A 19362-nucleotide genomic window follows, 5' to 3' on the forward strand; every position below is an offset into this window, starting at 1 on the left:
TCGTATCTCCTCTGTTCCGAAAGAGGAAACAATAACCCCGAGGAGTTCGAACACTATGCGTAGAATCGCCACCCTTTTGCTCGCCGGTACCATTGCCGTCTCCGCCCTCGCCACAATCGCCTATGCCGAGAATCCGATGGTTGGCGGCGCCGCCATGTACGCCAACAAGAACATCGTCGAGAACGCCGTCAATTCGAAGGATCACACGACACTGGTCGCCGCCGTCAAGGCTGCCGGCCTGGTCGAGACACTGCAGGGCGCCGGCCCGTTCACCGTCTTCGCGCCGACCAATGAGGCCTTCGCCGCGCTTCCGGCTGGCACGGTCGAGTCGCTGCTCAAGCCCGAGAACAAGGACAAGCTCACCAAGATCCTGACCTGCCATGTCATCGGCGCCAAGGCGATGGGCGCCGATGTCGCCTCGATGGCCAAGGCCGATGGCGGCACCCACAAGGTCAAGACGGTCGGCGGCTGCGAGCTGTCGCTCAAGGCCGATGGCGGCAAGGTCACCGTAGCCGACGAGAACGGCAATGTCGCCAATGTCACGATCGCCGATGTCGAGCAGTCGAACGGCGTCATCCACGTCATCGACAAGGTCCTGCTGCCGAAGATGTAACAAAGCCCCTGCCGCCGACGAACAGGCGGTAAGCTCTCTGATTGCGCGGCTCCCCCTTCGCGGGCCGCGCAATCTTCCGAGCGCTCCACGCCGTCCGCCACAAAACGCGGAGCCGGCTTGGAGCGTTCGGTTTGCAGGGCAACCGTCACCGGCTTTTGATTTTCGAGTGGCGGCCAAATCTGGCAAAATGATCCGCAGGAGGATTTCCGTCATGAACCGTCGCGACTTGCTTTTGAGTGGCGTCGCCTTTGCGGCCGTCGCCGGCGCCTTGGCAACGCTACGCTTGGGCGGAACCCAGTCCGCCAGAGCTGCCGAAACCTTCGAGGTCACCAAGACCGACGCCGAGTGGCACGCCATCCTGTCGGATGAAGCCTTCAATGTGCTGCGCAAGGAAGGCACCGAATATCCCGGCACCAGCCCGCTGCTCAACGAGCACCGCAAAGGCATTTTCGCCTGCGCCGGCTGCGACCTGCCGGTCTATTCCTGGGAGACCAAGTTCGATTCCGGTACCGGATGGCCGAGCTTCTGGCAGGAGATCGCCAACAGCGTCGGCAAGACCACGGATCGTTCTCTGGGCATGACCCGCACCGAGGTTCATTGCCGCCGCTGCGGCGGTCATCTCGGCCATGTCTTCGATGACGGTCCCGCACCCACCGGCCTGCGCCACTGCATCAACGGCGTTGCGCTCAGCTTCAAGCCGGCCACTGCCTGACCGTTCGGCGTCTTTAGCGGGGTGGGGATTTGGCGCCGGCGTGACGACCGCCTCCTATCTCTTGAAATGGAGCGAAAACAGTCAACTTCAAGAATTGGCAGACGGCTTTTTATGCGTAGATTCCGCAGCCCTAACGAGAGGGCCAGAACCTATGCAACGAACCAAAGCACGGGCTCGCGCTAGCGAGCGCAGATCGACCGCCAAATCGACCGGCGGTGTTGATGCGGACCGGCCGCGTATCTCCCATCAAGTGGTGATCGCCGGCGGCGGCCCGACCGGGTTGATGCTGGCCGGCGAACTGTCCCTGGCCGGCATCGATGTCGCCATCGTCGAGCGGCGCGAGAACCAGGATCTCGCGGGCGTGCGCTCCGGCGGCCTGCATTCGCGCACCATCGAGATCTTCGACCAGCGCGGCATTGCCGATCGGTTCCTGTCGCAAGGCCAGACCGCCCAGGTCGCGGGTTTCGCCGGCGTTTCGCTTGATATCAGCGACTTCCCCACCCGCCACAATTACGGGCTGGCGCTGTGGCAAAAGCACATCGAGCGCATCCTTGCCTGCTGGGTCGATGAACTTGGCGTCACGGTCTACCGTGGCCGCGAGGTGACAGGCTTCGTGCAGGATGCAGGCGGCGTCGATGTCGCGCTGACAGATGGCGGGTCGCTTCGTGCCGATTATCTTGTCGGCTGCGACGGCGGCAGAAGCCTCGTGCGCAAGGCGGGGGGCATAGAGTTCCCCGGTTCCGAGCCGACAACCAGCAATTTGATCGCCGAGATCGAGGTAACAGAAGAGCCGCAATGGGGTATCCACCGCGATGCCATCGGAATTCACGGCCTCAGCAGACTGGAAGACGGTACGGTGCGGGTGCTGGTGACCGAACGCGAGGTCGGGGCCGGCGGCGTGCCCACATTGCATGAGCTCAGCGAGGCGCTCATTGCCGTCTACGGCACCGATTACGGCGTCCACAATCCAACATCGCTGGCCCGCTTCACCGACATGACCCGGCAGGCAGCCTCATACCGCAAGGGGCGGGTGCTGCTGGCAGGCGACGCCGCGCACGTGCATCCACCGGACGGTGGACAGGGGCTGCAGACCGGCGTGCAGGACGCGGTCAATCTGGGCTGGAAGCTCGCCCAGGTGGTCAGGAAAACTGCGCCCGAAAGCCTGCTCGACAGCTACCAGGCAGAGCGCCACCCGATTGCCGCGCGTGTGATGAAAAACACCATGGCGTCGGTCGTGCTCCGTCGCGAAGACGAGCGCACCAAGGCGCTGCGCGATACAGTGTCGGAACTTCTCGGCATGGAAGAGCCGCGCAAGCGTTTTGCCGGCATGTTGTCCGGCCTGGACATCCACTACGATCTTGGCGAGGGGCATCCGCTGCTGGGGCGTCGCATGCCGGATCTCGACCTCGTCACCGCTGCCGGTCCACTGCCGGTTTTCGCCCTGCTGCATGACGCTCGGCCGCTGCTGCTTAATCTTGGTGAGCCCGGCGCTTTTGGTATCGGCCAGTGGGTGGAGCGGATTCAGCTGGTCGACGCCAGCTACGATGGCGCATGGGAGCTTCCGGTGCTGGGGGCAGTCGAAGCCCCACGCGCAGTGCTGGTCCGGCCTGACGGTTATGTGGCCTGGGTCGGCGGCCCTGAAGCAGCCGGGCTAACCGACTCGCTGACCAAATGGTTTGGGCCGCCTGCCGCAGCATAGCGCGCCGGGTGTTCGACCAAGGAGCTTGACAACGATCGATGCTTAAGCGTGACCCCGGAAATCGGGGGTGATTTCCGGGGTCACACATGAGCGCGCCAGGCGGGGGGTCCGGCGCGCTCAATGGCCTCCGCCGCCGCTGCCCGCGGGCGGCGCCGGCTTGGCGATGACCAGGGTGAAGACCGCCATGGTCGCGAACAGCACGGTCAGCATGGTGAACACATCCATGAACGACAGCAGCGACGCCTGCTGCTGGACCATGCCCGACAGTTTGGAGATCGCCGCCTTGGTGGCGTCGAGGCCGGGAGTCTGCTGGAAGTCGAGCGTCATGTTCTGCAGCTTGGTCTGCGCCGCCGCACTGCCCCATTCCACATGCTCGGCCAGCCTGGCGTAGTGGAAGGCGCTGCGATCGATCAGCACGGTGTTGATGACGGCAAGGCCGACCGCACCGCCGAGGTTGCGGGTCAGGTTGAACAGGCCCGACGCGTTCTTCAGCCGGTCCGGCGGCAAGGTGCCGAGCGCAATGTTGTTGATCGGCACCATGCACAGCATCATCGAGCTGCCGCGCAGGATCTGCGGGATCAGCAATTCCCAGAAATCCCAGTCGGCGGTCAGATGCGTCATCCACCATGTGCCGGCAGCGAAGCCGAACAGCCCGATCATCATCATGATGCGCAAATCCATCTTGCTCGACAGGATGCCGGAAATCGGCGCAGTGACGAACATCGCCAGGCCGCTGACGAACAAGGCTTCGCCGATCATCATGGAATCGTAGCCGCGGATGCGCCCGAGGAACACCGGGTAGAGATAGGTCAGACCGTACAGGCCGATGCCGATGACGAAGGAGAACAGCGAACCGAAGGCGAAATTGACGTTGGTGAAGGCCCTGAGATCGACGATCGGCTCCTCGGCGGTGAAGGCACGCCAGAAGAACAGCGCCGCACCGACAACCATGATGATGGCGCAGATGAACACGGCCTGTTCCTGCAGCCAGTCATGGTTCGGACCTTCCTCGAGCACATATTCCATGCAGCCGAGAAACGCCGCCATGCCGGCAAGGCCCCACCAGTCGAACTTGCTGAACAGGCCGAGATTGGGCTTGTCGAAATCGATCAGGGTCCAGGTCGTGACCGTCACCAGAATGCCTGGAATGACATTGATGAGGAACAGCCAGTGCCACGACATGGCATGGCTGATATAGCCGCCGACGGTCGGGCCGATGGTCGGCGCCAGCGTCGCCACCAGGCCGATCATCGGCGACACCATGGCGCGGCGCGACGGCGGGAAGATGGTGAAGGCGGCGGCGAAAACGCTCGGGATCATGCCGCCGCCGATAAAGCCCTGGATGGCTCGGTAGACGATCATCTGGTCGATGTTGGTGGCGGTCGCGGCCAGCGCGCTGGCCGCCGTGAAGCCGGCCGCGGCGCCTGCAAACAGCACGCGCGTCGACAGCATCCGGCTGAGGAAGCCCGACAGCGGGATCATCACCACTTCGGCGATCAGATAGGCGGTCTGCACCCATGGGATTTCGTCGGAACTGGCGCTGAGGCCGGCCTGGATCTCGGCCAGCGAGGCTGAGACGATCTGGATGTCGAGGATCGCCATGAACATGCCGAACACCATCGCCAGGAAGGCGATGAGGCGGCGCGTCGAGATGGTCGTCGGCACCGCTGGCATGGCCGGCGCCGCTCCTGCTGTTATGGTTGCGGTTGCCATGGCGTTGCTCCCGGCTTTCGCTCAGTTCGCCGCGGCCGGAGCCGTGCGGCTGTCGACGGCGACAACGACGCTCAGGCCGGCGCGCAGCCTGCCTGCCTTCAGCACATCGGCCGGGACGTCGATGCGAACCGGGATGCGCTGCACCACCTTGGTGAAGTTGCCGGTGGCATTTTCCGGCGGCAGGAGCGAGAACACGGCACCCGAAGCCGGCGCCAGCGACGACACCGTGCCTTCGAAATCATGGCCGTCCGTGGCGTCGACCGAGACCCGAACCTTCTCGCCGGGCACCAGCTTGGCCAGCTGCGTCTCCTTGAAGTTGGCAACGATGTAGAGCTTGTCCAGCGGCACCACGACGGCGAGCTTCTGGCCGGGGCTGACGAGGTCGCCCTGCTCGACCGAGCGGTTGCCGACGACGCCGTCATAAGGCGCCTTGAGCACGGTGAAGGACAGATCGCGCGCGGCCTTGTCGCGGTTCAGCCGCAGCGAAGCCAGCGTGCTGGCCGATTCGGCGCGCTGCGCTTCGAACACGCCGATATTGGCCTGTGCGGCTGCAATCTGCGCGTCGGCGCCGACAAGGGCCGCATTGGCCTGATCGAGAGCGGTCTGGGCATCGTCCAGTTGCGCCTGCGTGCCGACATGCGTCTTGACCAGTTGCGCGGCGCGCTGCTGGGCGCGAGCGGCATTGTCGGCTGCCGCCTGGTCGGCGACCTTCTGCGCCTGCGCCTGTTGCAGCGAAGCTTGCGCCGCCTTGGTCTGCGCGTCGATACGGTCGAGCGTCTTGGCCAGCGTGGCGATCTGCGCCTCCGCCTGGGCAACGGCTATTCTGTAGTCGCCGTCATCGATCGTCAGCAGCGGATCGCCAGCCTTGACCTGCTGGTTCTCCGAGACCTTGACTTGATCGACATAGCCGGAAATCTTCGGCGAGACGAACGACATGTCGGCCTGGACATAGGCATCGTCGGTCGAAATCAGGAACCGGCCGTCGGTCCAGTAATTATAGCCATACCAGGCGCCGGCACTGAGCAGAGCGAGGCCGATCATCGGCAGCATCAACGAGCGAGCCGACCGCTTCTTCTTGGCCGGCACCTCGGCCAAAACTTCGGCGGCAGGCTTGATGGGCGCTTCCGGCGCTTCGATAACCGGCGAGACCTTGGCGTTGGGAAAGGGGCGGACTTCGGCGGTGGTTGGCGTGTTCGAGGACATGATATCTCGCTACCGTAGCTACATAAGGAAAATGTGTTATACTGAACCGTTCGGTTCGATGCGAACGTTGACATAGCGCTAAAGCGGGCCCATATCAAGAGCAATCGAACCGCTCGGTTCGAATTATTTCGCGAGGTGTGACTTTAATGGCCGACACGTTACCCGACGTCGAAAATGATCGGTGCGATGTGCTGGATAGTGCGCGTCGCGGCCGCCCGGCGGCGGGCCAGGATCCGGTCAAGCGCAGCCAGATCATTGAGGGCGCGCGGCGCGTGTTCATCGACAAGGGCTTCGAAGCGGCGTCGATGAACGACATTACCCGCGAGGCCGGCGTCTCCAAGGGCACGATCTATGTCTACTTCGCCAACAAGGAAGAGCTGTTCGAGGCGCTGATCGAGGAAGAGCGCGGCACCATCTTCAAGAACATGTACGACATGCTCGACCGCGCCGACGATCTGCGCCAGACGCTGGTGAAATTCGGCAAGGTGCTGTCGATGAAGATCACCTCGGCCAAGGTCATCCAGGCGCAACGCACCGTGATCGGCGCCTCCGACAGGATACCGGACATGGGCGCGCGGTTTTACGAACGTGGCCCCAAACGCGGCCACGACAAGGTGGTCAAGTTCCTCGATGCAGCCATCGAACGCGGCCTGCTCAAGATCGATGATGTCGATCTTGCCGCCTATCAATTCACCGAACTGTGCCTCGCCGGCCTGTTTCGCCAGTGCATCTTCGCCTACCGCACCAAGGCGCCGAGCCAGGATGAAATCGACCACATCGTGCGGTCGGGCGTCAGCCTGTTCCTGAAGTCCTACGGCACCGAAAAGCTTGCCGAGGAAGAAAGCCATCAGATGATCGCGCTCGAGGCGAAGTCCAAGGCAAAGGCCTAGTTAGCCAAAGGTCTTTTTTCGCAACTCCGGACGGAAAACCGCTTCACACTTTTCCCGGAGTTGCTTTTAACCGCCATTGGCCGCCAGCACGATCGCCGCGCGCAGTTCGTCCAGACCCTCGCCCTTTTCCGACGACGTGGCGAGCACGAACGGAAACGCCGCCGGTCGCTTCTTGATCTTCAGTAATGTCTCTTCGATCAGCCGCGGCACGCCGGCGGCCTTGATCTTGTCGGTCTTGGTCAGCACGATCTGGTAGGACACCGCCGCCTTGTCGAGCAGTGACAGCACCTCGTCGTCCTTGGCTTTGATGCCATGCCGGGAATCGATCAGCACATAGACCCGCTTCAGCGTCACGCGGCCCTTGAGATAGTCGAAGACCAGCTTGGTCCAATCGTCCACCTTTTCCTTCGGCGCGCTGGCATAGCCGTAGCCCGGCATGTCGACCAGCGCCATTGGCGGCAGGTCGGTGCCTTCGCCGGAAAACCCGCCCGGCACGAAATAGTTGAGCTCCTGCGTGCGCCCCGGCGTGTTGGAGGTGCGCGCCAGCCCGTTATGGCCGACGAGCGCATTGATCAGCGACGACTTGCCGACATTGGAGCGGCCGGCAAAGGCGATCTCAGGCGGCCCCTCCGGCGGCAGGAACTTCATCGCCGGCACGCCGCGGATGAAGATCCACCCCTTGGTGAACAGGTCGGTGCCGATGACGGTGTTGCCCAGCGCGTTCAAATTGCTGCCTCCAGCCTCGAAATATCGGCGCCCCGGATGGCGTTGAGGTTGCGGCCGATCTTGTCCACCGGCCAATTCCACCACGCCACAGCCAGCAACCGCCGCACCGTCCTGTCGTCGAAACGCATCTTCACCACCTTTGCCGCATTGCCGGCGACGATCGCATAGGCCGGCACGTCATGCGTCACCACCGATTTCGCCGCCACGATGGCGCCATTGCCGACCGACACGCCGGGCATGATCACCGCATCCATGCCGATCCATACATCATTGCCGACCACCGTGTCGCCGCGCAGCTCCTGCGACCACGTCTTCGGGTCGAAGCCTTGCTCCCAGCCATGGCCGAAAATGTTGAACGGATAGGTGGAAAAGCCGGACATGGCATGGTTGGCGCCGTTCATGATGAAGCGCGCGCCCTCGGCGATGGCGCAGAACTTGCCGATGATCAGCTTGTCGCCGATGAAGGGATAATGATGCAGCACGCATCGCTCGGCGAATTTGTCCGGTCCGTCAGCATCGTCATAGTAGGTGAACTCGCCGATCTCGATATTCGGTGCGGTGACCAGGGCTTGAGGAAGCCGACGCGGGTGTGCATCGGGATCGGGTGTTTGATGTCTGGGTTGGGTCCGTCCATGGCGAGATCCGTCGAGAGTGGCGCAAATTAAAGCCGCCATTCTAGATGGCGTGATCCGCCCTATAGCACCAATCGCCCGATGAGCGAGCCCTGCTGGGCTTCGATGTTCAGTTCGTGCCGCGGCAGATCACGATCAGGTCGACCGCCGCCGTCGGCTAAGGCGCCCTGAAACCCAAAAAAACGGGGCCCTGCGAAGGACAAGCAGGACCCCGGTGGTGTCGAAGACGGCTTCAAAAGAATGGCACCTCCTCGTGAGGTGGGGAAGGCAGACCGAGAAAGCCCGTCGCAGCCCGCCGTCATTCCCCGTTGCGTAAAGCCGTTACTTCGGCAACAGCACCTTGTTGACGACGTGGATGACGCCGTTCGACTGGTTGACGTCGGCGACCGTCACCTTGGCGGCGCCGCCGGACTCGTCGACGATGTAGAGCGAGCCGCCCTTGACCTCGGCGATCAGCGTGTCGCCGCTAACGGTCTTCATCTCATACTTGCCGCCCATCGCCTTGGCCTTGGTCATCATCTCCTTGGCCGAGATCTTGCCGGCCACGACATGGGCGGTCAGGATCTTGGTCAGCTTGTCCTTGTTTTCGGGCTTCACCAGCGTGGCGACGGTGCCGGCCGGAAGTTTCTTGAAGGCGGAATCGGTCGGCGCAAACACCGTGAAGGGTCCCGCGCTTTCCAGCGTGTCGACCAGGCCGGCGGCCTTGACGGCGGCAACCAGCGTCTTGTGGATCGGCGAGTTGAGGGCGTTCTCGACGATGTTCTTGGAGGTCAGCATCGCAGCGCCGCCAACGGCGGGATTGGCGTGCGTATAGGCCGTCGTCGCTGCGAGGCCCGATAGAGCCAGGCCGACGGAAAAGCATAATGCCTTGAGGATGGACTTTGCCATTGGAGAACCCTTCTGGTGCGACAATTGTTGATTCGATTGTCGGGAAGAGTTACGCGGCGATTGCGGGAAAGTTTCGGTGCAGAGTAAAAAATGATAATGATAACAAATACTTAAAGGCGAATGCCCATTCCACGCGCCGCATCCCCGCGATGGACATGACGGGGTCACGGATCAAAAACAACGGTCTTCGGATTAGGGCTGATCGGTGTTGATCGGCCTTGGCGGTACAAGCAGCAGCCACGCCGGTTGCACGCCGCAAGTTTCGCGCCTCACGGGAACGTGATGCGCGCCTCGTCCACAAAAACCCCGGACGAGCCGGGGCTTTGATTGCCGGAATAGCGCCTTCTATTCAGCCGGCGAGGGTTTCTTTCGGAACAATGCCGTCAGATTGTCCCACAATTCGATCTTGGCGCCCTGGCGCTTCATGATCACGCCCTGCTGCAGGATCGACAGCGTGTTGTTCCAGGCCCAGTAGATGACGAGGCCGGCCGGGAAGCTGCCCATCATGAAGGTGAAGATCACCGGCATCCAGGTGAAGATCTGCGCCTGCGTCGGATCCGGCGGCGTCGGGTTCATGCGCATCTGCAGGAACATGGTGATGCCCATGACCACCGCCCAGGCGCCCATATGCGGCAGGAATGCCGGCGGCGCGAAGGGCAGCAGGCCGAACAGGTTGAAGACCGAGGTCGGATCGGGCGCGGCCAGATCCTGGATCCAGCCGAAGAACGGCGCGTGCCGCATCTCGATGGTGATGTAGAGCACCTTGTAGAGCGAGAAGAACACCGGGATCTGCAGCGCCACCGGCCAGCAGCCGGCGAGCGGATTGATCTTCTCGGTCTTGTACAGCTCCATCATCGCCTGTTGCTGCTTCATCTTGTCGTCCGCGTATTTCTCGCGGATCTCAAGCATCTTGGGCTGCACCTTCTTCATGTTCGCCATCGACGCATAGGATTTGTTGGCGAGCGGGAAGAAGAGGGTTTTGACGACGACCGTGGTGGCAAGGATGGCCAGGCCGAAATTGCCGAAGAATTTGTACAGCGTGTCGATCAGGTAGAACATCGGCTTGGTGATCCAGATGAACCACCCCCAATCGATCAGCCGGTCGAACAGCCTGATCTGGCGGTCCTGGGCGTAGGCGTTGATCTTGTTGACTTCCTTGGCGCCGGCGAAGATCTCGGTCTCCACCGTCGCCGACTGGCCGGCGGCAATGGTGATCGGGTCGGTGAGGAAGTCCGACTGGTAGCGCGGGCGGCCATTGTCGTAATAGGCATAGTGCGGCTGGAAGGGCTGCTTCTCGGTCGGCACCAGGGTGACCGCCCAATATTTGTCGGTGATGCCAAGCCAGCCATCGGTCGATTTGCTCGGCGTATAGAGCTTGTTCTTCTCGATGTCGGCGTATTTGTGCTCCTGCAGGCCTTCGGTTCCCGTGACGCCGATCAGGCCTTCATGCAGCACGTAGGAGCTGGCGACGGCCGGCTTGTCGAAACGGATGACGCGGCCGTAATTGGACAGCGTGACGGGGGTCGAGCCTGAATTCTGCACCGCATCGGAAACGGTGAACATGTAGTCGCCGTCGACGGAGATCGTGCGCTTGAAGGTCAGGCCCTTGTCGTTGGTGAAGGTCAGCGTCACTGGCGTCGCCGGCGTCAGCGTCGCATTGCCGTCGACGCTCCAGACCGTTTCCGGGCCCGGCACCGTGCCGGTCGTGTCGCTGCCGACAAAGCCGATCTCGGCATAATAGCCGGTGGGCAGCGCCTGCGGATTGAGCAGCTGGATCTGCGGCGATGTCTTGTCGACCGTCTCGGTGTAGTGCTTGAGCTTTAGGTCGTCGAGACGCGCGCCGGTCAGGTTGATCGAGCCCGACAGGCTCGGCGTGTCGATGTTGACGCGGGCCGTCTTGGCCACTTCCTGCGCGCGGCCTTCCGGCGTGGTGACATAGGTGCCGGGCGCGTTTGGAATGGCGCCGGGCGCCGCGGGCGCCGTCGTGCCGCCGGGATTGGCGGCCTCGGCCGCCTTCTTCTGCTCCGCCGCCCGCTGCTCTTCGATGCGGGCCGCCTCGCGCTGCTGTTCGCTGCGCGGCAGCACATAAAAATATTGCCACAGCCCGAGGATCAGCACCGACAAGACGATGGTGATGTAGAAGTTCCGGTTGTTTTCCATCGAAAGCCCTTGGCCTATCGTGTTCCGCTGAGACGGCGGGAGAGTTCGGCCTTCAACTGGCCGAACGGAATGGTGAGCACGTCTTCACGCCCGACGATGACATAGTCATTGCCGGGCGCCATGTCACTTGCGGCATGGGTGCGCACGGCTTCTTTCAGCCGCCGCCTGACGCGGTTGCGGACAACCGCATTGCCGACCTTCTTGGTGACGGTGAAGCCGACGCGCGGCGGCAGGCCGTCATTGCGGTCGAGAACTTCGACGAGAAAAAGCCGCCCGCGCCGCTTTTCACCGCGGCGGACGGCCAGGAATTCCGCACGTTTCAGAAGCCGCTTGGGGTTTGGTCCCACTGGCTTGCCGGTTGCGGGCAACGATCTCGTCTTCCGTTCAGGCGCTGAGCCGCTTGCGGCCGCGGTTGCGGCGAGCTGCGACGACGCCGCGACCACCCTTGGTGGCCATGCGAGCACGGAAACCGTGCCGGCGTTTGCGGACGAGTTTGGACGGTTGGTAGGTACGCTTCATTTGTTTTAATACCGCGGGGTGCGGCCCTTCTTGATTCTGTCACTGTGTAACAGGAGCTTTGCCGGGCCGGCATTGGCGCGATCGAAACCGCGCCGGGACGAATGGCCCGAGCGTGAGCGGCTTATAGAAAGAAGGGTTTTGGGAGTCAATCCAGCGCGAACGCCAGTTCGTCGCAGCGCGAACTGCCAGTTCGTCATGGCGCGACACCCCGTTCGTCGCAGCGCGAAAACCCAGTTCGAGGCGATCTTTATTGCTGGTACCATCGTCCAACGAAGGATGAAATTGGCAAAAAAGCCGCAATCGCCTAATCTCAACCGATCAAGCGTTTGTGAAGACAGGCCTTAATGAGCGAAGTTGCATCAGCGGATGAAGGGAGCGGCCCGGCGACAGCCGATGCCAGCCCGGCGACCGTTCGCCCGGTTGCGAGCCGTTCGGTGCCCAATCGTTCAGTGCCCTTGGCGCGCGGCCTGTCGACCAAGCTGCTCTTGCTCACCATTGTCTTCGTGCTCCTGGCCGAAGTCCTCATTTTCCTGCCCTGGATCGCCAGCTACCGCCTGGCCTGGCTGAAGGAGAGGCTAAGCACCGCTGCCGCGGTGTCGATCGTGCTGGTGCAGGGTGAGCCCAATTCGCTCTCCCGCGCCGCCCAGAACGACGTGCTGATGGCAATCGGCGCCAAGGCGATCGCGGTGCGCGACGGCGGCGTATCGCGCCTGCTGGTGGTGGCCGAGATGCCGCCGCAGGTCGACGAGCATATCGACATCGCCAATGTCGGCATGATCAAGGGCATGACCGGGGCGCTGGATACGCTGTTCTTCGGCGGCAAGCGCATGCTGCGGGTGTTCGGCCCGGTCGGCGACAGCGACAAGGAATTCGAGCTGATCATGCCCGACTATTCCCTGCGCAACGCCATGCTGCGCTATTCGCGCAACGTCGCCTTCGTCTCGCTGCTGATCTCGCTGTTCACCGCAATGCTGGTCTATGCCGCGATCGACCTGATCATGATCGGCCCGATCCGCACCATGACGCGCTCGATGCTGTCCTTTTCCGAGGCGCCCGACGATCCAGGGCGCATCATCCACCCGGCCGCCCGTGCCGACGAGATCGGCGTTGCCGAGCGCGAACTGTCGCAGATGCAGGAACGGCTGCAAAAGATGCTGTCGGAGCAGAAGCATCTTGCCGATCTTGGCCTCGCCGTCTCCAAGATCAACCATGATATGCGCAACATCCTGGCCTCGGCGCAACTGATGTCGGACCGCCTGCGCCTGGTCAAGGACCCGACGGTGCAGGCCTTCGCGCCAAAGCTGTTGCGCGCGCTCGACCGCGCCGTCTCCTATTCCGAAGGCGTGCTCCACTATGGCCGCACGCAGGAGCCGGCGCCCTCACGCCGCCGCTTGCGGCTGCGCCAGCTGGTCGACGACGTCCACGGCCTGCTCGACATCGAGGACGGCATCGAATTCGTCAATGCCGTCGAGCTCGCCTTCGAGGTCGATGCCGATTCCGACCAGCTGTTTCGCGTGCTCACCAATCTCTGTCGCAACGCGGTCCAGGCGATGGCGGCCGACGCCGAGAGCGCGCTGGTGCGCCGGCTCGCCGTATCGGCCGAGCGCATAGGCAGCGTAAGCCGCATCATTGTTACCGACACCGGTCCCGGCCTGCCGGCGAAGGCGCGAGAAAACCTGTTCGCGGCGTTTCGCGGCTCGGCCCGCAGCGGCGGCACCGGCCTTGGCCTGGCCATCGCGCACGAACTGATCCGCGCCCATGGCGGCACGGTGGAGCTGGTCGAATCGATCGGCGGACGCACCACCTTCGCCGTCACCATCCCCGACCAGCCGGTCCGCCTCGACCAGGCCCGCAGCGGCCTGCGCCGCCCGGCCTGAGCTGTATTTGATATTCAGCCGAAGTCGGACTTAGCTGAATCTCAGCACACCTTGATCGGCACCGTCGAAAGCAGCTGCGAGAAAACTTTTGCCGGATTGGCTTGCTTTTCGGAAATTCAGTCGCTAGGGAACACGTCTTGTCGCGGCCGGTCGTCGGGATCGGTTAGCGGGGCTATGTAAAGCATGGCCTATTGCGCGCCCGTAGCTCAGCTGGATAGAGCACCAGACTACGAATCTGGGGGTCAGGAGTTCGAATCTCTTCGGGCGCGCCATTTCCGCCGAAACTGTGATTTCCTGCGATCCGCTAGCCGGTCTTGGGCTCACATATGAAGAGCAGGTCGCGGAACACGTTGCCGAGCACCGCCTCATTCGAGTGCTGGAGAACTGGACGCCGCCTATTCCAGGCTTCTTTAAATATTACCCCAGTCGCCAGCATCAGCCTGCCGCACTAACTGCGCTAATCAACGCGCTGCGGTGTTCTTGAAATGGGCCGGTATGCGGCGACCGTTATTCCGCTTTCCCGGATCAGGGCCCAATAGGCCTCGCCCCAGCCAGATACCGCTCATTGTCAAACGGCTCGGCGTGGGTGCTGTCCGGGCTCCATATGTGGCGGTGGGTCTCGGTAAGATTGCCGAGATAGACATGCAGTGCGCCTGAGCGGGCGTTGCCGGTGTTGGCGACCGCGTGCACAGTATCAGGGGTCATGTGCACCACCGCGGGCGCCGCGACGTCGTGGCGTTCCGGCGCATCGATCTCGCTGCCGTCGACGGGATAGATGAAGTTGGTCTCGCTGCCCTTGTAGATGCCGATCAGCGCATCCATCAGATGGTTGTGCGGCGGGTACTGCAGGCCGGGCGACAGCGTGATGTGGTAGATGGTCAAGTCAGGGCTGGCATGCAGCAGCACCTCATCGTCGTCTTCCTCATGCGCGAGCACGCCTGATGCATGGAAGCGGTCGGTGTGTTCGCGCAGCACCGCCTTGACCCGTTCGAAGGCATGAGCACCTTTGGCTGCGTTGACGATATCGGAGGTTACGGCGTAAAGAGGCGAGTTGGCGGCAAGAGGCATTTGTCGTCATCTCCATTGGGAAGCTCAACCAATACAACTGAGATGCTCAGGCTAGCGAATGCCGGCAGACCCGTCAACCGGATGGTCGAACGGGCAAGCAGACTACGCGGGCAGACCACGCGGGCAGACCAAACGGGCAGGCAGATATGGCTCTTCCGAAATCAGTGTCACCGTCCGCCGTCAAGGCGCCGTCGACCGCCGACATATTGCGCAGCGAGGAAGCTTATGAGCAGCTGAAGAGCGACATCGTCGCCTGCGTCCTGCAACCCGGCGAAAGCCTGACCGAAAAGCAGATCGGCGACCGCTACCAGATCAGGAAGGCGACGATCCGCTCGGCTTTGGCCCGCCTGACGCAGGAAGGGCTGATCAAGAGCGAGCCGCGCCGCGGCTATGTCATCGCACCGCTTAGCCTGCGCGACGTCAACGAGATCTTCGACGTCCGCAGCCTGATCGAACCGGAAGTGTTCCGGGTGGCCGCGGCAAACCTCACCGAACGCGGGCTCGACGACATCAGGCTGGCGGCGCAGAAGGTGCTGAAGCCGGAGACGCTGCGCAGCCATGTCGCCTTTCTGGCGGCCGACCGCGCCTTTCGCCTGGCCCTGGCCGAACTCTCCGGCAATCTGCGGCTGGTTCGCCTGCTCGACCAAACGCTCGACCAGTCGGAGCGTGTCCTCCATCTCGGCTTCAAATCGCGCGACTTCACGCAAGCGATCATCGGCCAGCAGAAGGAGTTGGTGCTTGCCTGCGAGCTGGCCGAAGTCTCGGCCATCGCAAAGCTTGCCCGCTCGCAGTGCCTGTCGCTCAAGAAGCAGGTGCTCGAGGCCTTGCTCGCCGGCTCCAAGCTGCAGGACGCCAATTTGCAAAGCTTCGCCTGAGGCGCGAAGCCCGCGCTCTCTGGCCGATGCTTACTCGTCGATGAAGCGGATGTCCGCATCGGCAAGGCAATAGGGCGCGTAGCGGAAATCGCGGATATGGCTGACCTTTCCATCCTGCCAGTCGACCAGCATGAAGCCGCGCACGGCGTCATCTCCCGTTTGCGGGTTGCGGATCAGGATGGCCGGCCTGCCGTCGACGAAGCCGAGCGACAGCGCCCAGTCCTGGACACGGTCGTAATTGCCGAAATAGTTGGAAACCTGCGCCTTGCCGCGCATGCGGGTGCGGTTGACGACTTCAAGCTGGATATCCTCGGCGATCAACGCGCGCACGGCGTCGAAGTCGCGCGCGTTGAACAGGTCGACATAGCGGCGCAGGCGCCGCTCGTCGTCGGCGTCGAGCTTTGGGGCAGGCGCCTGCTCGTCCTGTGACGCCAGCAGGCGCAGCTGCGACCGCCCGCGATGGAGCGCTGCCTTGGTCGCAGCCAGGGTCGCGCCGGACACTTCGCAGGTTTCGTGCAGGCTGAGGCCAAGCACGTCGACAAGGATCACGGCGCTGCGCTGCACTGTTGCCAGCTGCATGAAGCTTCGCAGGCTGGCGGCGGTGGCGAGTCTCGCATCGGCGCTGGCGGAGGGGTCTTCGATCGTCGTCATGTCGGTCTCGCTCATGCGCGCCTGCTCCCGCTGGCGCCGGCGCAGATGATCTTGCGCGGCATTGTGGGCTATGCGGAACAGCCATTGCTCCGGACGCTCGACGGCGGCGTCGCCGTCGATGGCCTGCAGTGCCTTGATCAGTGTCTCCTGGACGATGTCCTCGCCATCGATCACCGAGCCGGCCATGCGGGCGCAGTAGCGGTGCAGCTTCGGTCGCAAGGAGCCGAGCATCGCCTCCAGGGCAACGCGGTCGAGTTTTGCTGTGTTCATCCTGTCCGTTCCCAAAATGCCGGTCTTTGCATTCAAGCCGGCACGACCTCGCCGGCCAGCATACGATAATTGCCGACGATCTTTGCCGGCGATCTGGCAAGCGGCGTCGAGCGGCGTCCGGCATGATCGGCGCTGAAGGCCTTGAAGGCTGCGAGCCCCGTCAGGCCGTCGCCATCCTGGCTGACAAGATGGATGAACTCGCCATTCTCCAGTTCCAGGACGAGGTAGCGCACGGATTGCGGCTTCGTGTCGTCGAGTGCCTCGAACACCTGTGCAACCAGCATACGGTTCTCGGCGATGCTTTCGTCCTTCACGCCGTAGCGGATGAGATTGTAGCCCATTGTCGTCTCCTATTTTCAACTCTGCACGGAGAAGACGTTTCGCGGCCTCGAAAAGATTCGTCGCCCGGCGAATCTTTTCGATCGTCCGGATCGTCTTTCCCGTCGACGGCTGCGCGGCAGCCGTCGAGGAGCAGGAGAGACCCATCATGCACATCCAGTTTGCCGAATTGCCGGTGTTCGACCAGGACCGCGCCAAGGCCTTCTACACCGGACATCTTGCTTGCCAGGTGGCGGAGGACCAGCTGATGGGCGACAGCGGCTGGCGCTGGATCGAGCTGACATTTCCCGGCGCCGTCACCAATTTGCATTTTGTCAAACGCCCCGATGACACGCCGGGCACTGAGCCCGTGCTGGTGCTCGTTGATGGCGATGTCGAGGCAACGGTCGCGGGCCTGAAGGCGCGCGGCGTCGAAATCATCACCGAGCCGCAGGAAGCGCCTTGGCAGCGGGGCCGCACGGTCGCCGAATTCCGCGACAGCGAGGGCAACCGCATGGTTGTGACCGGCAAATGATCGGACCCGGCGCAAAGCCGAACTTTGACATGAGAACAACAGGAGAGATGGACATGACCCCCCAAACGTCGACGCTGAAAGTACCGGGCGCGGCCTCTATTATGAGATGCGCGGTTCCGGCCCCGTACTGTTGATAATCCCCGGCGGACCGCAGGACGCCGGCGTCTTCGCCGATGTCGCGGGCCACCTCGCCGACCGCTACACGGTGGTCGCCTATGATCCGCGCGGGAATTCGCGCAGCACCTTCGACGTAGAGCCGCAAGAGCAGGACCTCGATGTCCATGGCGACGATGCCGCGCGATTGATCGAGGCGCTTGGCGCCGGACCGGCCTATGTGTTCGGCACCAGCGGCGGCGCCCAGATCGGGCTCAACCTCGCCGCCCGCCATCCCGGCCGGGTTCGTGCGCTGGTGGCGCATGAGCCGCCCAGCATGATGCTGCTCGACGACCCGTCGCCGTCACTGGCCGGCATGCGCGACCTGCACGACACCTATCGCAGCCAGGGCGTCGAGGCGGCGATGCAGAAATTCTTCAGCGAGAACAGCCTGTCGGAAGGGCCGGGTCAGGATGAAGCCGGGCCGCAGGACGGACCGCCTTCGTTCGAACCGTCGCCCGAGGAGGCCGAGACCTTTGCCAGGGTCAGCGGCAATTTCGAATACTGGCTGGCGCATGGCGTCATGCCGCTGTCGCTCTACCGTCCCGATATCGAGGCGCTGCGCGGCCGCCCGGTCGTGGTCGGTATCGGCGAAGAGTCCGTCGGCCAGCCGATCGACGGCATGGGCAAGGCGCTGGCCGACAGGCTCGGCAGCAAGCGCGCCGCCTTCCCCGGCGACCACATGGGCTTTGCGCCCTATCCCGACCGCTTCGCCGAGACCTTGCACCTGACGCTCAGAGGCGCGTGAGATCGTCAGTTCAATAGGAAAGGAGCGTCCGCATGCACAATGCGGACGCCCTTCTCCCATGAAATTACCCGCTAAGATTGCTGTATCAGACGGCCTCCCAGCCTTCCTTGCCGCCGGCGCGGAAGATGGCGTCGATGACCTTCTGGTTGAGCACGGACTCCTCTAGCGTGAAGACACGCTCCTTGCCACCCTGTGCCGCCCTGGCAAACGTCTCGACCTCGCGCCGGTATTGCTGCGTGCCGGGAAAGCGGAACACCTGCGCCTCCGTATGGTTCTGGTTGTGCAATTCGATGCGGTGATGGTCGTAGAGCCCGGCATTGAACGGCGAGAACACCTCGATGAAACCCTTCTCGCCGTGGAACACCATCACCTGCCGCGCCGCCATCTGCGTCGACAGATAGAAGGACAGTTCGAAATCGCCGAAATCGGCGCGGATCGAGGAATAGATGTCGGTGCCGAATTTCTTGTCGCGCTCGATCGTCGCCTGCACGCGGAGTGGCTCCTTGCCGCTCGAAAACCGCGTCGACACCGTCGGATAGACGCCGATATCAGGCAGCGCGCCGCCGCCGAGATCGAGCTGGTTGCGCATGTTGGTGGGATCGACATTGTAATAGGAGAAGGCGCCCTGCACATGGCGCAGCCGGCCGATGGCGCCATCGGCGATGAGATCGCGCACCTTGATCCATTGCGGGTGGTAGATGACCATGAAGGCCTCGCAGACCAGCACCTTCTTCTGGTCGCGCAGCTTGATCAGCGGCGCGATATTCTTGGCGTCGAGCGCCAGCGGCTTTTCCACCAGCACATGCTTGCCCGCTTCGATGGCCTTGGCCGTCCACTCGACATGCTGCGAGGTCGGCAGCGGGATGTAGACGCCGTCGACGTCTTTCGAAGCCAGCAGCTCCTCATACGAACCAAAGGCATGCCTGGCGCCGAACCGCTCGCCCAGGGCCTCGGCCTTCGACAGGTCGCGGCTGGCGATCGCGGACAAAACGCCATTCTCGGCCTCGACGATTGCCGGCAACAATTGCTCGCGGCCGATCTTGGCCGTCGACAAAACACCCCATCGGAACATCAGGCTTCTCCTATCGATTTACAGGCGAGGAGGTTTGCCC

Annotated in this window: 19 protein-coding genes, 1 tRNA gene and 1 pseudogene; 9 read left to right on the forward strand and 12 right to left on the reverse strand. The window is 63.0% G+C overall.

The window, feature by feature from the left end; all coding sequences use genetic code 11:
- Window positions 1–55: 55 nt before the first annotated feature.
- From NLY44_RS23330 to NLY44_RS23340, 3 genes are all read left to right on the forward strand, one after another.
- Window positions 56–613: a fasciclin domain-containing protein gene (locus NLY44_RS23330; RefSeq protein ID WP_023687459.1), complete on the forward strand. Its 558-nt coding sequence runs from the start codon at window positions 56–58 to the stop codon at window positions 611–613.
- Between the two features lie 211 nt (window positions 614–824).
- Entirely contained in the window at window positions 825–1325 is a 501-nt protein-coding gene (gene msrB, locus NLY44_RS23335) for a peptide-methionine (R)-S-oxide reductase MsrB (protein WP_023736961.1), read from the forward strand.
- Between the two features lie 151 nt (window positions 1326–1476).
- Complete coding sequence (locus NLY44_RS23340) at window positions 1477–3024, forward strand: FAD-dependent monooxygenase (protein WP_050589216.1); 1548 nt, start codon at window positions 1477–1479, stop codon at window positions 3022–3024.
- A 117-nt stretch (window positions 3025–3141) separates the two neighbouring features.
- Here the strand turns inward: NLY44_RS23340 and NLY44_RS23345 are convergent, their stop codons facing one another.
- Together NLY44_RS23345 and NLY44_RS23350 are read right to left on the reverse strand one after the other, a co-directional pair.
- Window positions 3142–4737, reverse strand: coding sequence for a DHA2 family efflux MFS transporter permease subunit (locus NLY44_RS23345; RefSeq protein ID WP_023744900.1), 1596 nt, complete (start codon window positions 4735–4737; stop codon window positions 3142–3144).
- A gap of 21 nt (window positions 4738–4758) precedes the next feature.
- On the reverse strand, window positions 4759–5940 hold the full coding sequence (locus NLY44_RS23350) for an HlyD family secretion protein (protein ID WP_023728825.1): 1182 nt from the start codon (window positions 5938–5940) through the stop codon (window positions 4759–4761).
- Window positions 5941–6086: 146 nt separating this feature from the next.
- On the opposite strand from NLY44_RS23350, the gene NLY44_RS23355 reads away from it, so the two are divergent.
- Window positions 6087–6830, forward strand: coding sequence for a TetR/AcrR family transcriptional regulator (locus NLY44_RS23355; protein WP_023805799.1), 744 nt, complete (start codon window positions 6087–6089; stop codon window positions 6828–6830).
- Between the two features lie 66 nt (window positions 6831–6896).
- Here NLY44_RS23355 and yihA read toward each other — a convergent pair whose 3' ends face one another.
- From yihA to rpmH, 6 genes and pseudogenes are all read right to left on the reverse strand, one after another.
- Complete coding sequence (gene yihA, locus NLY44_RS23360) at window positions 6897–7556, reverse strand: ribosome biogenesis GTP-binding protein YihA/YsxC (RefSeq protein WP_023696022.1); 660 nt, start codon at window positions 7554–7556, stop codon at window positions 6897–6899.
- A pseudogene (locus NLY44_RS23365) lies at window positions 7553–8190 on the reverse strand (CatB-related O-acetyltransferase). Before NLY44_RS23365 ends, yihA begins: the two are co-directional and overlap by 4 nt.
- Window positions 8191–8509: 319 nt before the next feature.
- On the reverse strand, window positions 8510–9076 hold the full coding sequence (locus NLY44_RS23370; protein ID WP_023805797.1) for a fasciclin domain-containing protein: 567 nt from the start codon (window positions 9074–9076) through the stop codon (window positions 8510–8512).
- A gap of 345 nt (window positions 9077–9421) precedes the next feature.
- Window positions 9422–11236 carry a membrane protein insertase YidC gene (gene yidC, locus NLY44_RS23375; RefSeq protein WP_023805796.1) on the reverse strand — a complete coding sequence of 605 codons (1815 nt, stop codon included), beginning with the start codon at window positions 11234–11236 and terminating at the stop codon, window positions 9422–9424.
- A 14-nt stretch (window positions 11237–11250) separates the two neighbouring features.
- Window positions 11251–11604, reverse strand: coding sequence for a ribonuclease P protein component (gene rnpA / locus NLY44_RS23380; protein WP_023672264.1), 354 nt, complete (start codon window positions 11602–11604; stop codon window positions 11251–11253).
- Between the two features lie 16 nt (window positions 11605–11620).
- Window positions 11621–11755, reverse strand: coding sequence for a 50S ribosomal protein L34 (rpmH, locus tag NLY44_RS23385; RefSeq protein WP_008833937.1), 135 nt, complete (start codon window positions 11753–11755; stop codon window positions 11621–11623).
- Window positions 11756–12099: 344 nt separating this feature from the next.
- Between rpmH and NLY44_RS23390 the strand changes: the two genes are divergently transcribed.
- Window positions 12100–13632 carry an ATP-binding protein gene (locus NLY44_RS23390; protein ID WP_023728827.1) on the forward strand — a complete coding sequence of 511 codons (1533 nt, stop codon included), beginning with the start codon at window positions 12100–12102 and terminating at the stop codon, window positions 13630–13632.
- A gap of 195 nt (window positions 13633–13827) precedes the next feature.
- Window positions 13828–13904: transfer RNA gene (locus NLY44_RS23395), tRNA-Arg, on the forward strand.
- A gap of 253 nt (window positions 13905–14157) precedes the next feature.
- Here the strand turns inward: NLY44_RS23395 and NLY44_RS23400 are convergent.
- Window positions 14158–14700, reverse strand: a complete 543-nt coding sequence (locus NLY44_RS23400; protein ID WP_023805795.1) for an autotransporter — start codon at window positions 14698–14700, stop codon at window positions 14158–14160.
- A gap of 146 nt (window positions 14701–14846) precedes the next feature.
- Here NLY44_RS23400 and NLY44_RS23405 point away from each other — a divergent pair, with 146 nt between their 5' ends.
- Entirely contained in the window at window positions 14847–15575 is a 729-nt protein-coding gene (locus NLY44_RS23405; RefSeq protein WP_023714481.1) for a GntR family transcriptional regulator, read from the forward strand.
- A 30-nt stretch (window positions 15576–15605) separates the two neighbouring features.
- Here NLY44_RS23405 and NLY44_RS23410 read toward each other — a convergent pair whose 3' ends face one another.
- The gene (locus NLY44_RS23410) at window positions 15606–16496 is read right to left on the reverse strand and encodes a sigma-70 family RNA polymerase sigma factor (RefSeq protein WP_023805794.1); all 891 of its coding nucleotides are present in this window, start codon (window positions 16494–16496) and stop codon (window positions 15606–15608) included.
- A 32-nt stretch (window positions 16497–16528) separates the two neighbouring features.
- Complete coding sequence (locus NLY44_RS23415) at window positions 16529–16837, reverse strand: hypothetical protein (RefSeq protein ID WP_023681378.1); 309 nt, start codon at window positions 16835–16837, stop codon at window positions 16529–16531.
- A 146-nt stretch (window positions 16838–16983) separates the two neighbouring features.
- On the opposite strand from NLY44_RS23415, the gene NLY44_RS23420 reads away from it, so the two are divergent.
- Both NLY44_RS23420 and NLY44_RS23425 read left to right on the forward strand, forming a co-directional pair.
- Complete coding sequence (locus tag NLY44_RS23420; protein ID WP_023693054.1) at window positions 16984–17349, forward strand: VOC family protein; 366 nt, start codon at window positions 16984–16986, stop codon at window positions 17347–17349.
- A 106-nt stretch (window positions 17350–17455) separates the two neighbouring features.
- Entirely contained in the window at window positions 17456–18250 is a 795-nt protein-coding gene (locus NLY44_RS23425) for an alpha/beta fold hydrolase (protein WP_050588917.1), read from the forward strand.
- Between the two features lie 85 nt (window positions 18251–18335).
- On the opposite strand, the gene NLY44_RS23430 is transcribed toward NLY44_RS23425, so the two are convergent.
- Window positions 18336–19322 carry a Gfo/Idh/MocA family protein gene (locus tag NLY44_RS23430; protein ID WP_023681380.1) on the reverse strand — a complete coding sequence of 329 codons (987 nt, stop codon included), beginning with the start codon at window positions 19320–19322 and terminating at the stop codon, window positions 18336–18338.
- Window positions 19323–19362 lie beyond the last annotated feature (40 nt).

The sequence above is a fragment of the Mesorhizobium sp. C089B genome (genome assembly GCF_030323125.1).
GTDB lineage: Bacteria > Pseudomonadota > Alphaproteobacteria > Rhizobiales > Rhizobiaceae > Mesorhizobium.

Excerpts from the sequence above, each read along its gene's own strand:
- NLY44_RS23330 (WP_023687459.1), top strand. The coding sequence starts at position 56 with ATGCGTAGAATCGCCACCCTTTTGCTCGCCGGTACCATTGCCGTCTCC.
- msrB (WP_023736961.1), top strand. The coding sequence starts at position 825 with ATGAACCGTCGCGACTTGCTTTTGAGTGGCGTCGCCTTTGCGGCCGTC.
- NLY44_RS23340 (WP_050589216.1), top strand. The coding sequence starts at position 1,477 with ATGCAACGAACCAAAGCACGGGCTCGCGCTAGCGAGCGCAGATCGACC.
- NLY44_RS23345 (WP_023744900.1), bottom strand. The coding sequence starts at position 4,737 with ATGGCAACCGCAACCATAACAGCAGGAGCGGCGCCGGCCATGCCAGCG.
- NLY44_RS23350 (WP_023728825.1), bottom strand. The coding sequence starts at position 5,940 with ATGTCCTCGAACACGCCAACCACCGCCGAAGTCCGCCCCTTTCCCAAC.
- NLY44_RS23355 (WP_023805799.1), top strand. The coding sequence starts at position 6,087 with ATGGCCGACACGTTACCCGACGTCGAAAATGATCGGTGCGATGTGCTG.
- NLY44_RS23370 (WP_023805797.1), bottom strand. The coding sequence starts at position 9,076 with ATGGCAAAGTCCATCCTCAAGGCATTATGCTTTTCCGTCGGCCTGGCT.
- yidC (WP_023805796.1), bottom strand. The coding sequence starts at position 11,236 with ATGGAAAACAACCGGAACTTCTACATCACCATCGTCTTGTCGGTGCTG.
- rpmH (WP_008833937.1), bottom strand. The coding sequence starts at position 11,755 with ATGAAGCGTACCTACCAACCGTCCAAACTCGTCCGCAAACGCCGGCAC.
- NLY44_RS23390 (WP_023728827.1), top strand. The coding sequence starts at position 12,100 with ATGAGCGAAGTTGCATCAGCGGATGAAGGGAGCGGCCCGGCGACAGCC.
- NLY44_RS23400 (WP_023805795.1), bottom strand. The coding sequence starts at position 14,700 with ATGCCTCTTGCCGCCAACTCGCCTCTTTACGCCGTAACCTCCGATATC.
- NLY44_RS23405 (WP_023714481.1), top strand. The coding sequence starts at position 14,847 with ATGGCTCTTCCGAAATCAGTGTCACCGTCCGCCGTCAAGGCGCCGTCG.
- NLY44_RS23410 (WP_023805794.1), bottom strand. The coding sequence starts at position 16,496 with ATGAACACAGCAAAACTCGACCGCGTTGCCCTGGAGGCGATGCTCGGC.
- NLY44_RS23415 (WP_023681378.1), bottom strand. The coding sequence starts at position 16,837 with ATGGGCTACAATCTCATCCGCTACGGCGTGAAGGACGAAAGCATCGCC.
- NLY44_RS23420 (WP_023693054.1), top strand. The coding sequence starts at position 16,984 with ATGCACATCCAGTTTGCCGAATTGCCGGTGTTCGACCAGGACCGCGCC.
- NLY44_RS23425 (WP_050588917.1), top strand. The coding sequence starts at position 17,456 with ATGCGCGGTTCCGGCCCCGTACTGTTGATAATCCCCGGCGGACCGCAG.
- NLY44_RS23430 (WP_023681380.1), bottom strand. The coding sequence starts at position 19,322 with ATGTTCCGATGGGGTGTTTTGTCGACGGCCAAGATCGGCCGCGAGCAA.